Origin of the sequence: Photorhabdus sp. CRCIA-P01 (genome assembly GCF_003545805.1) — a bacterium.
Taxonomy (GTDB): Bacteria; Pseudomonadota; Gammaproteobacteria; order Enterobacterales; family Enterobacteriaceae; genus Photorhabdus; species Photorhabdus antumapuensis.
The window spans coordinates 23,295-38,217 of record NZ_NMQR01000003.1 but is presented as its reverse complement, the minus strand read 5'-3'; the positions used below and the strand labels follow the sequence as shown (position 1 = coordinate 38,217).

Genomic DNA, 14,923 nt, shown 5'->3' with positions numbered 1-14,923 from the left:
GCCCCACACAATTTCATGCTCTCGTGCCTCCATCGTTTCGTGAATTGTAGCAAACGCATCACTACGATACTTTTTAATCATATTCAATCACCTCCGAAAGCAGATATAATTAATCTTTCCTACCTGAGATCTTCAGAGATTGCCGGGCTTGCAGAAAGGCAACGGCTTTTGTTAAATCGCGGGTTCGTGGTGAAGACGGCAAACTGTTAAGAAACACTTCACCATAAGGACGCATCACCAAGCGGTTATCACAAATCACGACCACACCATAATCATCAACATCACGAATAAGCCGCCCGACCCCCTGTTTCAGGCTGATAACCGCATCTGGTAACTGAACTTCATTAAATGCATCACCGCCTTTGAGTTGACAATCTTCAATACGGGCTTTTAACAGCGGATCATCTGGTGCCGTAAAAGGCAGTTTATCGATAATGACACAGGAAAGCGTATCACCCCGCACATCCACACCTTCCCAAAAACTGCTGGTTGCCACCAATAACGCGTTCCCGGCAGAAATAAACTGAGAAAGTAGCTGACTTTTGCTAGTTTCACCCTGAACCAAAACCGGTAACGTCATGCTGGCCCGGAACTCTTCTGCCAAACCGCGCATCATCTGGTGTGACGTACATAAAAAGAAACAACGGCCTTTATTAGTTTCAATCAGCGGCTTAAGCATTCTCGCCAGCCATTTTGCACCACCGGGCTGATTCGGTGACGGTAAATGACGAGGAACACAAAGCAGCGTCTGACGTTGATAATCAAATGGACTTGGCAACAGTAAAGTTCTCGCTTTTTTTAGCCCAAGCCGTTCGGTGAAATGTGAAAGCTGTTCGTTGACGGATAATGTAGCTGACGTGAAAACCCAACAACCTGATTGCTCATTAATCATCTCACTAAATTTATCAGCAACAGACAGCGGTGTGAGTGCCAAGAGAAAATGGCGGCCATAACTTTCAAACCAATAACTATAACCGGGGACAGTCACCTCTTTCAAACGTTTAAGACGGTTACGATAAATTGTTGCCCTTTCAAATGCGGCATCCAACATAACTGAACGCCCTAAAGATAATTTCGTCACGTCATAACAAAGCTCAAGCGCATCATCAAGCAATACTAATGCTCGCTGCACTTGCGAATTTTGCAATAACTCTCGCAAATTACCTCGATAACCGTTCTCTCCCAACGCTAGCCGGAAATCCTGTGTACTCTGACTCAGACGATCCGCGCTCTTTTGTAATTGAACTTGATCCCGGACTTCCGTGCGATACGCCATAATGATATCTCTGGAGAGATCCATCAGTTGGCGGCTACTTAATTGCTGACCAAAATATTGACTAGCGATATCAGGGATTTGATGTGCCTCATCAAATATCTTGACTTCTGCTTGCGGGATCAACTCACCAAATCCAGTTTCTTTCACCACCATATCCGCCATAAACAGATGATGGTTAACAACGATAACATCCGCTTCCATTGCGCGACGGCGGGCTTTGAGAACAAAGCATTCCTGATAACGCGGGCAATCACTGCCAAGGCAGTTATCGTTAGTACTGGTTACCAACGGCCAAACTTGGCTATCTTCCGCCACTTGGTGACAAGTACTGATATCACCCTCTTCAGTTTGTGAAGACCAGCTTCTTAGCCGAACAATATCTGCCAGAATTTCTGCATCCAATTGTCCACCACCAAAAGAGTGCTGTTCCAACCGTTCCAAGCAAAGATAATTTGCACGGCCTTTCAACAACGCCAATTTACCAGTGAAATTAATTGCTTCAGCGACTGTCGGTAAATCACGATTATAAAGCTGATCCTGTAATGCCTTAGAACCCGTGGAAATGATAACTTTCTGCCCAGAACGCAGCGCAGGTGCTAAATAGGCAAATGTCTTACCTGTTCCCGTGCCTGCTTCTACGACCAATTGTTGATGGTTTTTAATCGCGCACTCAATAGCCACCGCCATTTCTCTTTGAGCATCACGGGGTTTAAAACCTGTTATTGCTTTAGCAAGGGCACCATTTTTCGCAAAATCGTCTGACACAAATCGTCTCTTTCAATAGAATGGATGGAGATTATGCCAATAGTGTGTTCTGATCACCACCCAAAATCAGGCAGATAGTCATTCACAGAAAGGAGTATCCATGACAATTGAGCGTATTGATCCACAGGATCGCTGGTCCGAAGCGGTAGTTTACAATCAAACCATTTACTACACCGCCGTACCGGAAAATCTAGATGGTGATATTACTGAGCAAACAGCGAATACACTGGCCGCCATTGATATCATGCTACAACGTCTCGATTCTGATAAAAGTAAAATTATCGATGCCACTATTTTTCTGGCGGATGGAAAAGAATTTGCTGGCATGAATGCTGCTTGGGATGCATGGGTTGTTGCAGGAAGCGCACCCGTGCGCTGCACAGTTGAAACTAAATTAATGAACCCCAAATACAAAGTCGAGATAAAAGTTATCGCAGGCATTTAATATTAATTTCGGGATATTCTCTATCGCCTGCATTTATATTTTGATTATATGGAGGTTATTAAGAATATCCCAATAGGTGTTATTAATGTAAGTAACTCTGCTTTAGCTACAATAGCATTTTAAAATATTAATCGATATTCTCATAAACTACATTATCTATTGATCCAAGTGGAATATTATAAGCCCAACAATTCCAATCTTCCTCCTATGCCTTGAGCCATGGATGACCATTATAGTGATCATCCAATATTGACATTCTCATTTTGACAAATCACATTAATGACCATTATAATGATCATTAATGACCTTAATAACCATTATAACAGTCATCAGGAGGAAGTATGTCAAAACATAGAGCCTATTCAAAATTCTCCCAAGAGGCCGTCATGTTACTCGGAGAACAAATCAAATTAGGTAGAAAACAACACCATTGGTCAGAAAAAAATTTGGCAGAACGTGCGGGGATATCCAGAACCACACTACAAAAAATTGAAAGCGGGGATATGGGCTGTTCTATAGGATTAGCATTTGAGCTAGCCAACCTTGTAGGTATCAGCTTGTTCGGCAGTGATAAATTTCCTATCTCAGCTCGTATGGAACAAACAAGAGATAAGCTAGTTTTGTTACCACAGCGTATTCAGGAAAAAAAGAGAAAGGTATACGATGATTTCTAACAACAAAGAGGCTTATGTCTGGATATGGTTACCAGAACAAACTGAGCCAGTGGTAGCTGGTCGTCTGGAAGAATTTAATGGCCGCATTTTATTCAACTATGGTAAAAGTTACCTTGGAAGATTCAATAGCCAGCCACCATCTATCTCGATCTATGAACCAGAATTACCATTGAAATCCGGTATCATATCTCCACAGAGTGATCTGACAATACCTGGCTGTATCCGCGATGCCTCGCCTGATGCGTGGGGTCGCAGAGTTATAATCAACAAAAAATTAGGACTAAAAGGAGCAGATACAGAAACTACTATATTAAATGAAATAACTTACCTTCTTGATCTAAGTCAATTACAAACTTGTTTGGAAACCGCACATAACTTTAATATCTCAGAGAAAAAAGCAAAAGAAATCTTTAATAGACAAATATCAATAATCCGAGATAATTGGAATAGTATCTGTGAAGAAGCTGAATTAAGTGAAGTAGATAAAAAGTTGCTCTGGCATAGACAGTTTTTAAATCCGTTTTCTATAGGTTATTAAAAACTTTAAATAGTCATCGAGATATGAAAAACCTTAATATACGCCAATCACTTATCAAGAATTTATTATAAACCAATCTTACGGGCCAAAATACCTACTTTATTTTAGCAATGGCCCTTAATGATTCATTTTAGAAATATATGTTTGATCCACTGATAATACTCTGATGATCAATGTAAATAAAATAGTTTCCAATGTTGCTTATCACAAATAGCGTTAATTTCATCTGGCAGAGTTAACTCATCAAATGGATTTCCTATTATTTACCTTTTCAATGTTGAATTATACTTATACGTCGTCCATACTTTCTAATAAGCACATCAGTATCTGGCCACTGTTTAGTGAATATAAACATGGCCTAATCTTCAATAGCTTTTATCACTTAGTATGGAGCATTCTATGGATATTTGTTCAGGTTGTCATGATCCGCTTCATGATTCCGTTGTTGCGGAAGTAGAAGGAAAAATCTATAAAAGTTGCCCATCTTGTTCCGCCTCAATGGGTCAACATGTTTTTTATCGCTATAAAGACTTTGATATGAAGGAGATGGGGAATGGCCGCTATATTGTTCAGTCTTGTTGTCCTGGTTGTTGCGTGAAAGATGGTCATAAACCAGACGTCTGTTTTACCTGCTAAAAGTCACTTTTATTCATATCTGCTGGTTATTATGCAAAATAGTTGCTAGTTGCATGCCAGCAGATAATGATTGGGTTACGCTACGGCTTAAGCCATCTTGATCATCACCATGCCCAACAGCAACAAGGCAATTCCACCCCAACCTTTACAACTCAAACGCTGATTAAACATAATCCAGCCAGCAGCAACCGTTGCGATAATACCGAAAGCGCCCCATAAAGCATAAGCAATGGAAAGTTCAATTCCCTTCACTGCCTGAGCAAGCGCACTAAACGCCCCAAGAACAGCAATAAGCGAGAGAATACCCATCCAAGGACGTCTAAAACCATTAGAAAGTTTTAGTAAAATATTCGCTAAAATATCCAACGCTACAGCAAAGAATAGGAACGCCGCATGCCACCATTCAAATTGTTGTAACATGCTATGCCTCCTTTATTTTACTGTTTTTGGTTGTTGCAGCATCGACAGCCTTATTTGCCATCTGTTTGACGGCCTCAGCCGATTTTTTGATTGCCGCTTTTTTTGTACCAGATTTAATCAACATAATCCCCGTCACCAGCAGAGCCAATCCCCCTACTTTCATCAATGACAGTGATTCATCAAACCACATGACACTAAAAACAGTAATAAATAGAATGCCAACCCCTTCCCACAAAGCATACGCAACGCCCAGTGCCACTTTTTTCACCGCCATTGCCAACAAGATATAGGATGTGGCGATCATGATGTACATGACAGCCATGCCAACTACACCACCGGAAACACTGGCATGTTTCATCGATAAGGTACCGATAACTTCGGTAACAATTGCTATTGCAAGAAATAACCAATAAATCATTTTCTTTCTCCTGACCACGTAAATACGCACGTCAAGACGCAAGCTATAAATGACCTAAACCCACCCATATATAAGATGAGAAATAATAACCCGACGTTTTGACAAAACAGAAATACCGGTTGGAAACCGGTTAACAGGAGTCAGACGCTATAATGCACCGCACCAGTAGTGCTCACTGGATAAAATGGCAGAAAGGAAAAGTACGTGGGTGGAGCTTTGAAACTTGACGCTTTTGGCGCTGTTCATGATATCTCATTCTTTCATCGCACCGATATTCCGTGCGATATACTAAGAATCCTCATAAATAGTGTTAATTTTCCTAGTACTTCTACCACATAAGATAATAGAAAGCAACCAATCTCATTTATTCTTTTATCTGATAGACCATTTTGAATAGGAAAACAGAATTGATATTAATATAAGCCGATACCTTAACGATAATGACCCAAGCCGCTTATAACACGGCTTGAGCTTCAACAGAAAGGTTTATCAATTATTCAAATTCATTCCACGAACGACCATCGCGGGTGATCATAGCAACAGAGGCAACCGGCCCCCACGTTCCCGCCTGATAAGGCTTAGGCGCGTCATTATCCGCCGCCCATGCATGCATAATAGAATCAACCCATTTCCACGCGTCTTCCACTTCATCACGACGAACGAATAGCGCCTGAATACCCCGCATAGCCTCCAGCAGGAGCCTCTCATAAGCATCCGCCAATGGAATATGATTAAACGTTTCAGAGAAACTCAGATCCAGCTTAGTGGTTTGCAGACGATGCTTGTGTTCCAGCCCCGGAGCTTTGTTCAGCACTTCAATATCAATACCTTCATCCGGTTGCAAACGAATCGTCAGCTTGTTCTGCGGTAATTGTTGATAAGATTCAGAAAACAAATTCAGCGCGGGCTTTTTGAAATAAACTACCACTTCAGAACATTTCGTTGGCAGACGTTTACCGGTTCTCAGATAGAAAGGAACCCCGGCCCAACGCCAGTCATCAATATCGACACGGATAGAGACAAAAGTTTCCGTCCGGCTAGCCTGGTTCGCCCCCTCTTCTTCCAAATACCCCGGTACCTTATGCCCCTGAACAAAACCGGCGGTGTATTGACCTCGTACCGTTTTCTCCCGCACATTCGTGTGATCAATACGGCGCAGAGAACGCAGTACTTTTACTTTTTCATCACGGATACGGTCTGTCGTCAGATCTGCCGGGGGAGACATAGCAATCATGGTCAATATTTGCAACAGGTGATTTTGAATCATATCGCGCATCTGCCCGGCTTGGTCAAAATAACCCCAACGGCCTTCAATACCGACTTCTTCAGCTACCGTAATTTGTACATGATCAATTGTCCGGTTATCCCAGTTATTCACAAACAGGGAATTGGCAAACCGCAGCGCTAACAGATTCAATACGGTTTCTTTACCCAGATAATGATCGATGCGATAAACCTGACGTTCATTGAAATATTTTGCCACTTCATCATTAATGGCTTTGGATGATTCAAGATCGGTCCCTAAAGGCTTTTCCATCACAACTCGATTTGGCTCTTTATTTAGCCCGGCAAGGCCCAACCCGTGACAAACCGAACCAAAAGTACTTGGTGGCATCGCAAAATAGTGAATTGCAGGCCGATTCTCCTGCTTAAGAATTACCTCCAGTTTGACAAAGTCTTCCTTTTGATTAACATCCAGATTGCAGAATGCCAAACGCTCACTCAATGTTTTCCATAATTCTGGATCTAATTTTTCCGGCAAGAACGTATTTAAAGCTTCTTCAACAACCTTGGTATAAGCCTTTTTATCCCAATCAGCCCGGCCAACACCGATAATCCGGGTTTCTGGGTGAATATAACCCGCTTTCTCAAGCTGATAAAGGGAAGGCAATAATTTCCGGCGTGCCAAATCCCCTTTAGCGCCAAAAATGACTAAATCACAAGCCTGAGCTGTAGAAGTAACCGCCATATATTTCTCCTCATTGCGGGATATTGTAATTTTGTTACAGCATTAACCAATAATGTACTCTTTTGGCTATGGCGCGTAAACAGCGATAACGAATAACCATCACCTTATGTTAACAATATGTTTTATCTCTGATAAAAATATGATAGTTTTATGTAATTTTACAACGTTTATGAAAGATAATTACTAATATGAAAGTTAGACACTTGTCATACTTTTATGAAAAACATTAAATTATTGTGACTTCCTACTGCCAGCTTCAATTTGCTAATAGTATATTTTCATAAAAATTTATATAGATTTCTCCTCTGAATGAAATCGTCAAAAACCACAGGTAACTGCGTTTTATGAATACACTGGAACGAGTCCAAAACAGTATCGAACTCTTGAGTAAGTCAGAAAAAAAAGTGGCGCAGATAATCTTGGCTTCACCGCAAACTGCGATTCATGCCAGTATCGCAACACTGGCAAAAATGGCGGAAGTCAGTGAACCCACGGTTAACCGTTTTTGCCGCCGTCTGGATACCAAAGGTTTTCCCGATTTCAAACTCCATCTAGCCCAAAGCCTTGCCAATGGTACACCTTATGTAAATCGTAATGTTGAAGAGAACGATACAGTTAGTTCCTACACCAATAAAATATTTGAATCGGTAATGGCAACGCTGGATACCGTGAAAAACAATTTGGATATTACGGCCATTAACCGAGCTGTCGATTTACTGACTCAAGCCCGGAGAATCTCATTTTTTGGTTTAGGGGCCTCTGCTACCGTCGCCCATGACGCAATGAATAAATTTTTTCGGTTCAACATTCCCGTTATCTATTTTGATGACATTGTGATGCAACGGATGAGCTGTATTAACAGTGCCGAAGGTGATGTCGTCGTACTTATCTCCCATACCGGCAGAACTAAAAGCCTAGTTGAAGCAGCACAACTTGCGCGAGAAAATGATGCGGCAGTTATCGCGATCACCTCCCAAGATTCTCCTCTCGCCCACGAAGCAACGCTCGCCATTCTTCTGGATGTCCCAGAAGATACAGATATCTATATGCCAATGGTTTCAAGAATCGCTCAATTAACTGTTATTGATGTTTTAGCTACCGGATTTACCCTGCGCCGTGGCTCAAAATTCAGAGATAACTTGAAAAGAGTCAAAGAGGCACTGCGAAATTCACGCTTTGACAAAATTGACTTTCCCCGAACTTGAAAGTCGTCCTCTCGCTATTAGGCTGACTCGCAGCGATTGCGTAGTCAGCGATCGTTTCTGGCTCATTGAGTACCGGTAAATAATTTACACTGGTCAAGATATGAGAAGAATTACATAATTATGGCAAGAAAATCCCATATCACTTAGTTAACTCAATAAAATAATGATAGTTTAAAAAATAAAAAATCAAACCAGAGAGTCATTATAAAAAAATTCCGAAATAAATCGAAACCGGAAGAAATAGAAAACAGTAATAGCAAAATAACTTTCAGATGTTGAATATAAACGAATTAAATATTTATCCAATCACACAGTTTCGCATTTTTTATTTCTATCCATTATACAAAAACAATTAATCTCCTAAGTTATAAGGACACTTTATCATGATTTTTCCGAGCTAAACTATCATTAAAATAGATTTCAGGAAATTATTTTTACAATAATTCAACACACTGATTATAAAATAAAATCATTTAATTTTAGGAGGAAACATGAACCCAAAAAATGATTTCAAAGCTTTTTCCATTAGTAATAATGCTAATGTAGTCAGTCAAGAAGCCTATGAAGAAAGCCCAAATTTGAAGACTGGATTTCCACCAGAAAATATTACTACTCATTTACTAAACAAAGTATTACGTCAGTCGTCAACCATATCCTCTGTCGTCACTAATTTTATCATGACACAATCTGGCAATGATGTTTTGGACGATGGTAATATCGCCAACCTCACAACACTATTAAATAGAGCATTAGAACAAAAAATTGCAGCAGCAGTGCCAATCGCCTCATTAACACAACAAGGCGTTATTCAACTCACAGACAAAACAGGCAATAGTAATACCCTTGCGGCAACTCAGAAGCTTGTTGCTGATGTAAACGATAACGCTAATAACCGGCTAGCAAAAAACCAAAACGGTGCCGACATTCCTGATAAAAATGCATTTGTGAAAAATCTTGGCTTAATCGAAACCATTATCAACACTCAATATCCTGTAGGAATTGTGATTTGGTTCGCTCAAAACAAAAACCCCAATGTGCTATTTCCGGGCACTACCTGGGAATATATTGGTGAAAATAAAACAGTTCGGTTAGCTAGCGCCGATGGTTCCGATCTTTTATCAACCGGTGGCAGCGATTCAATAAGTCTGACAGTGGCACAAATGCCAGCACACAATCATACATTCTCTGGGACAACGAGCACATTTGATTATGGCACCAAAACCACTAATACCACTGGAGCTCACCATCATGATAGCGCTTGGGGTGAAGCTTGGGGGGGACGTTACGGCTATTACGACAATTCTAGAAACAATATAGGGTCAGCAAACGTGCCAGATAATGACAACTACAAATACAACACCAGCACTGATGGAGCTCACTCTCATACGTTATCAATAGGATCACACAACCATACAATTTCAGGTAATACCGGAGATACGGGCGCCAATGCAGCGATTACAATTACCAATTCATATATTAAATTGATGGGATGGCACCGAAAAGCATAAGAACCCTGCATCCCCCAGATCGCTGACAAACCTCACGCAAATAACTGTCTCTTAATCATAAATTTGACTTAAGAGACAGTGCCAACTCGTCCTACTCAAGAAAAATTTATCATTTACATACTTTACAGCATACCCATCCTGGACGTTTCGTCTCTTCTAACCATCAAGCATTGCCAGATTCCAGTAAACCTAATCGTTACCACTTTTCATTATCAAAATCTAGGGCTATTAGATTATTGATAAATCGGGAACAAATCGTGATAGGATAGAAATGCGGCAATAAATATCCGTTAATAAGGGTTAGCTGATTCGCCAAGGCATAGCGATAGGACATAACGATTATGTAAAACGTTCCCCCTGTCGTTCCCCTATAGTTGACAACGGTCAATAGGCACGACAGCGAAAAGTATCATGATAAGTTGATACGGGTCACAAAAAGCTCCCACGGTAGTCGCTTGCGGCTTTGCTACGAGGCAAGTCACAAAAGTAATCTATAAACAGCCTTGATAGTTGGATTGCCGAAGAGTTTTTTTACTCATTTTATAGGATAATTAATAGATTATTGATTATTTTTATATAACCAATACCAATACTCACAGGTCAACGGAGTAACACATGTCCAGACGGCTCAGAAGAACTAAGATTGTTACTACACTTGGTCCGGCTACCGACCGCGAGAATAATCTTGAAAAGATTATTACTGCGGGTGCAAACGTAGTCCGCCTCAACTTTTCCCACGGTACCGCGGAAGATCATCTCCAGCGAGCCAACAAAGTCCGCGAGATTGCAGCCCGCCTGGGGTGCCATGTCGCTATTCTTGGCGATCTTCAAGGACCTAAAATTCGCGTATCAACGTTTAAAGAGGGCAAGATTTTCCTGAATATCGGAAATAAATTTCTGCTTGATGCCAATCTTGGTAAAGGCGAAGGTGATAAAGAGAAAGTCGGTATCGATTACAAAGGATTACCTGCGGATGTTGTACCGGGTGATATTTTGTTGCTGGATGATGGACGTGTTCAACTCAAAGTATTAGAAGTCCAAGGAATGAAAGTATTCACTGAAGTCACGGTAGGGGGCCCGCTATCTAACAATAAGGGCATCAACAAATTGGGCGGTGGATTATCCGCTGAAGCCCTAACTGAAAAAGATAAAGAAGATATTATTACGGCGGCCAGAATCGGCGTTGATTATCTAGCAGTCTCTTTCCCCCGCACGGGTGAAGATCTTAACTATGCTCGCCGTCTGGCACGAGACGCAGGCTGTGAAACACAGATCGTGGCAAAAGTTGAACGCGCAGAAGCCGTTAGCAGTGATAAAACCATTGATGAAATCATTCTGGCTTCCGATGTCGTCATGGTTGCTCGTGGTGACCTTGGCGTAGAAATCGGCGATCCAGAGTTGGTTGGCGTTCAGAAAAAATTAATTCGCCGTGCCCGCCAACTGAATCGTGTAGTTATTACCGCGACTCAGATGATGGAGTCTATGATCACCAACCCAATGCCTACCCGCGCAGAAGTGATGGATGTGGCAAACGCCGTACTTGATGGCACTGACGCCGTGATGCTTTCCGCTGAAACCGCAGCAGGCCAATACCCTGCCGAAACGGTTGCCGCAATGGCGCGAGTCTGTCTCGGAGCAGAAAAAATGCCCGGACTCAACGTATCCAAACATCGGCTAGACACAATTTTTGACAGTATTGAAGAAGCTATTGCGATGTCTACCATGTACGCGGCAAACCACCTAAACGGGGTTAAGGCCATTATTGCAATGACCGAATCAGGCCGCACCACTCGTATCATGTCTCGCATCAGTTCTGGTCTCCCGATATTCTCTATGTCTCGTCATGAGAAAACCTTAAACCAAACTGCACTTTACCGTGGCGTTACACCGGTTTATTGCAGCAGTCATACTGACGGTATAACAGCGGCCAATGAAGCGGTTAATCGTCTACGTGACAAAGGTTATCTGGTTTCCGGTGACCTTGTTCTGGTTACGCAGGGTGATCAGATGGGAACAATTGGCAGTACTAACACCTGCCGTATTCTTGAAGTGGAATAAAGCGTTACAACATTTTAGCGCCAAGTTTTCGACAATCAGGTAAATCAGAAGACTGGCGCGTTTCGCTTATCCAACAACGACCGACGGTAAAAATAAATTCTTACCGTCTCTATTTCACTCAATTGATCGGTTAATAATGATATCTCAAGGATTGAATAAAATGATTAGCATAATGAATAGGTATATTTGACACGATCGATAGCGGTCAATTCACACTGAATAAGTGTGATATTTTAACAATGAAATATTCCGAAAAAATATTATTAAGATAATAATTTATTGGATATATTTTTCAATCATTCAATTTATTACCCAATCTAATTGTATTTAAAAATATAGAATCACCATTGAACTAATATATCAAAGTACAAGTAATATGTTTTTTCACAAAACCCCTAATATGCCCAATATTAGGGGGACAATACAAACCGTGATAATGAAATAGATTTCGAGTTGCAGCGAGGCGGCAAGTGAACGAATCCCCAGGAGCATAGATAACGATGTGACCGGGGTGAACGAGTGCAGCCAACAAAGAGGCAACTTGAAAGATAACGGGTATACATCTTTGCGACGAAAATCACAGGTCTTCTCTCCCATATGGCCCAATATCACCCGCTTTCCGAGTCTTAAGTAATTTAAGTATCCAGGTATATTGTTCAGGGTTCGGTCGTACTAATTGCTCCAATTCTTCATTCATTCGGCGAGCAATAAAAGCGTCATCTTTGCCATCAATATCATCCATTGGTGGACGAATATAAATATCAAGCTGATGGGTACGATAATTATAAACCGGAAACAGGGGCACAATAGCGGCACGACAAACCTTCATCAATCGCCCAATGGCTGGCAATGTCGCTTTATAAGTTGCGAAAAAATCAACAAACTCACTGTGCTCCTCACCATGATCTTGATCAGGCAGATAATATCCCCAGAAACCCTGGCGAACAGTAGCAACAAACGGTTTAATTCCAGCATCACGAGAATGTAAACGGCCACCAAAATGACAGCGCGCTCTATTCCACAGGTAATCTGAAACGGGGTTGCTCTGGTGATGGAACATGCCTGATACTTTCAGTCCCCTCGCAGACAGTAACATAGCAGGAATATCCACAGCCCAACCATGAGGCACCATGAAAATAACGTTTTTACCCTGCTCTTTCAGTTGAAGAATAATCTCTTCACCATGCCACTGTGTCCGGCTTAACGTTGATTTTGCACCACGCAAACAAAGTTCGACCAACATAACAAAAGGTTGAGGTGCGGTAGAAAACATCTCATCAATCAATGCTTCACGCTGTTGCTCTGTTAGTTCCGGCATGCAGTAACATAGATTAATTCTTGCTCTTCGGCGTGCCCCTTTCGCCAATTTACCCGCCAGCCAGCCTATTTTGGCCAACAGAGGATCACGCACTTTAACCGGCAGGTAAGCCAGCCCGGCCAACACACCAACGCCTAGCCATAACCCCCAATAACGAGGATGCAGATAGGATTTATGAAATGTCGGCACATAACCCACTTTACTGTCTGTATCTGTTTCTTTATACATGAGCTAACTCTTTTAAAACAAAAAGATTATTGTTCATTTCACATGTACAGAGGGGTTATATCAACGCACCTTTTTCTGAACATGAATAAAACGACAGCGGATGATAGCAATCATCCGCTTTAAAGTCTGTTACTAATGAACAATTAAACTCAATCTAACAGAAGCTGAGGCGTTACCTCTTTTACCGTTGCCAGGAATTCTGTGCGTTCTTTACCACTCAAACCACCAGAACGCGGCAATTTCGCCGTTAATGGGTTTACCACCTGCTGATTGATCCAGAATTCATAATGCAAATGTGGACCCGTAGAACGACCCGTGCTACCGGACAACGCGATACGATCACCCCGTTTTACCTTCTGCCCTGGTTTCACCAACAGCTTTCTCAGGTGCATATAACGCGTGGTATATTGGCGGCCATGACGAATGGCAATAAAGTTACCCGCTGCTCCGTTATATTTGGAGACAATCACTTCACCATCACCCACCGCCAAAACAGGCGTTCCCACCGGCATAGCAAAATCCACCCCTTTGTGTGGCGCAACCCGACCGGTGACTGGATTCACACGCCGAGGATTAAATTGGGAAGATACCCGAAATTGTTTAGTGGTTGGAAAACGCAAAAATCCACGCTCCAGACCGGAACCTTGACGATCATAAAAACGCCCATCTTCCGCCCGGATAGCATAATAATCTTTACCACCACTATTTAGGCGAACACCAAGTAATTGGCTCTGTTCACTGTGACCATCCAACATTTCACGGGACAGTAATACAGAGAAACGATCACCTTCATGTAATTTACGCAAATCAATTTGCCATTGCAGTGCCTTGGTGACTTCACGTGCTTCACTGCTGGTTAAGCCGGCATTTAAAGCACTGCTGGTAAAGTTACTATCAACAACGCCAACGACGATGCTGTTTTTCCACTCCCCTTTCTGAAACTCTTTTATTTCTTTAAACAGATCGCCTTCACGGGTATAAATGCGAGCTTCACGGCGGGAAACACCCCAAGTCAGCGTTTGCAAGTCACCCGCTTCATTGACTGTCCATGACAATGGCTGGCCAATATTCAGCCCCCGTAACGCCTTATGCTGACTCGCAAGTAACGCTACATCAGAAGAGTCGATACCAAATTGGGTCAGAATATTACTGAGAGTGTCACCGTCGGAAACAATATATTCATGCGGAGTTTGAGCCGCGACCTCTGAGTTCGTCTCTTCATCAGGAATACCCTCGTCCGGTAGCTGTTCACTGCTATCTGCAATAATCTCATCACTATCTACGGGGAGATTGATGGCAATGCTGCCGACGGTTGTTTCTTCTTGTTCATGATGATAAGCAATAGGTTGCCACATAGTGACAACCAATGTTGCTACAGTCAGCGAACCCAACATAATTTTATGCGGTCGCGGTAACTCCTTATACACCAGAACGATAGTTTTAACTATCTGTTGCACTCATTGAA

At 42.0% G+C, this 14,923-nt stretch carries 13 protein-coding genes; 7 read left to right on the top strand and 6 right to left on the bottom strand.

Annotated features, from left to right (window positions below; genetic code table 11):
• Positions 1 to 109 precede the first annotated feature (109 nt).
• Positions 110 to 2,041: an ATP-dependent DNA helicase gene (locus D3222_RS02825; protein ID WP_118984763.1), complete on the bottom strand. Its 1,932-nt coding sequence runs from the start codon at positions 2,039 to 2,041 to the stop codon at positions 110 to 112.
• 100 nt (positions 2,042 to 2,141) lie between these two features.
• On the opposite strand from D3222_RS02825, the gene D3222_RS02820 reads away from it, so the two are divergent.
• The 4 genes from D3222_RS02820 to D3222_RS02805 all read left to right on the top strand — a co-directional run bounded on the left by D3222_RS02820 (position 2,142) and on the right by D3222_RS02805 (position 4,334).
• Positions 2,142 to 2,486 (top strand): RidA family protein, encoded by a 345-nt coding sequence (locus tag D3222_RS02820; RefSeq protein WP_118984762.1) that lies wholly within the window; start codon positions 2,142 to 2,144, stop codon positions 2,484 to 2,486.
• A 341-nt stretch (positions 2,487 to 2,827) separates the two neighbouring features.
• On the top strand, positions 2,828 to 3,160 hold the full coding sequence (locus D3222_RS02815) for a helix-turn-helix transcriptional regulator (RefSeq protein WP_118984761.1): 333 nt from the start codon (positions 2,828 to 2,830) through the stop codon (positions 3,158 to 3,160).
• Positions 3,150 to 3,698, top strand: a complete 549-nt coding sequence (locus D3222_RS02810) for a hypothetical protein (RefSeq protein ID WP_198672729.1) — start codon at positions 3,150 to 3,152, stop codon at positions 3,696 to 3,698. Before D3222_RS02815 ends, D3222_RS02810 begins: the two co-directional genes overlap by 11 nt.
• 399 nt (positions 3,699 to 4,097) lie before the next feature.
• A complete protein-coding gene (locus tag D3222_RS02805) occupies positions 4,098 to 4,334 on the top strand; it encodes a hypothetical protein (protein WP_118984760.1) in 237 nt (78 codons plus the stop codon).
• A gap of 87 nt (positions 4,335 to 4,421) precedes the next feature.
• On the opposite strand, the gene mdtI is transcribed toward D3222_RS02805, so the two are convergent.
• The 3 genes from mdtI to zwf form a co-directional block, all read right to left on the bottom strand.
• Positions 4,422 to 4,754 carry a multidrug/spermidine efflux SMR transporter subunit MdtI gene (gene mdtI / locus D3222_RS02800; RefSeq protein ID WP_118984759.1) on the bottom strand — a complete coding sequence of 111 codons (333 nt, stop codon included), beginning with the start codon at positions 4,752 to 4,754 and terminating at the stop codon, positions 4,422 to 4,424.
• A 1-nt stretch (position 4,755) separates the two neighbouring features.
• Positions 4,756 to 5,172 carry a multidrug/spermidine efflux SMR transporter subunit MdtJ gene (gene mdtJ, locus D3222_RS02795; RefSeq protein WP_118984758.1) on the bottom strand — a complete coding sequence of 139 codons (417 nt, stop codon included), beginning with the start codon at positions 5,170 to 5,172 and terminating at the stop codon, positions 4,756 to 4,758.
• A 493-nt stretch (positions 5,173 to 5,665) separates the two neighbouring features.
• The gene (gene zwf, locus D3222_RS02790) at positions 5,666 to 7,141 is read right to left on the bottom strand and encodes a glucose-6-phosphate dehydrogenase (protein ID WP_118984757.1); all 1,476 of its coding nucleotides are present in this window, start codon (positions 7,139 to 7,141) and stop codon (positions 5,666 to 5,668) included.
• Positions 7,142 to 7,485: 344 nt separating this feature from the next.
• Between zwf and D3222_RS02785 the strand changes: the two genes are divergently transcribed.
• The 3 genes from D3222_RS02785 to pyk all read left to right on the top strand — a co-directional run bounded on the left by D3222_RS02785 (position 7,486) and on the right by pyk (position 11,912).
• Positions 7,486 to 8,346, top strand: a complete 861-nt coding sequence (locus D3222_RS02785) for a MurR/RpiR family transcriptional regulator (RefSeq protein WP_118984756.1) — start codon at positions 7,486 to 7,488, stop codon at positions 8,344 to 8,346.
• A 491-nt stretch (positions 8,347 to 8,837) separates the two neighbouring features.
• A complete protein-coding gene (locus D3222_RS02780) occupies positions 8,838 to 9,854 on the top strand; it encodes a tail fiber protein (RefSeq protein ID WP_118984755.1) in 1,017 nt (338 codons plus the stop codon).
• A gap of 615 nt (positions 9,855 to 10,469) precedes the next feature.
• The gene (pyk, locus tag D3222_RS02775) at positions 10,470 to 11,912 is read left to right on the top strand and encodes a pyruvate kinase (protein ID WP_118984754.1); all 1,443 of its coding nucleotides are present in this window, start codon (positions 10,470 to 10,472) and stop codon (positions 11,910 to 11,912) included.
• A gap of 577 nt (positions 11,913 to 12,489) precedes the next feature.
• On the opposite strand, the gene lpxM is transcribed toward pyk, so the two are convergent.
• Positions 12,490 to 13,458 carry a lauroyl-Kdo(2)-lipid IV(A) myristoyltransferase gene (lpxM, locus tag D3222_RS02765; protein ID WP_118984752.1) on the bottom strand — a complete coding sequence of 323 codons (969 nt, stop codon included), beginning with the start codon at positions 13,456 to 13,458 and terminating at the stop codon, positions 12,490 to 12,492.
• Positions 13,459 to 13,607: 149 nt separating this feature from the next.
• Positions 13,608 to 14,915, bottom strand: a complete 1,308-nt coding sequence (gene mepM, locus D3222_RS02760) for a murein DD-endopeptidase MepM (RefSeq protein WP_118984751.1) — start codon at positions 14,913 to 14,915, stop codon at positions 13,608 to 13,610.
• Between the last annotated feature and the right edge of the window lie 8 nt (positions 14,916 to 14,923).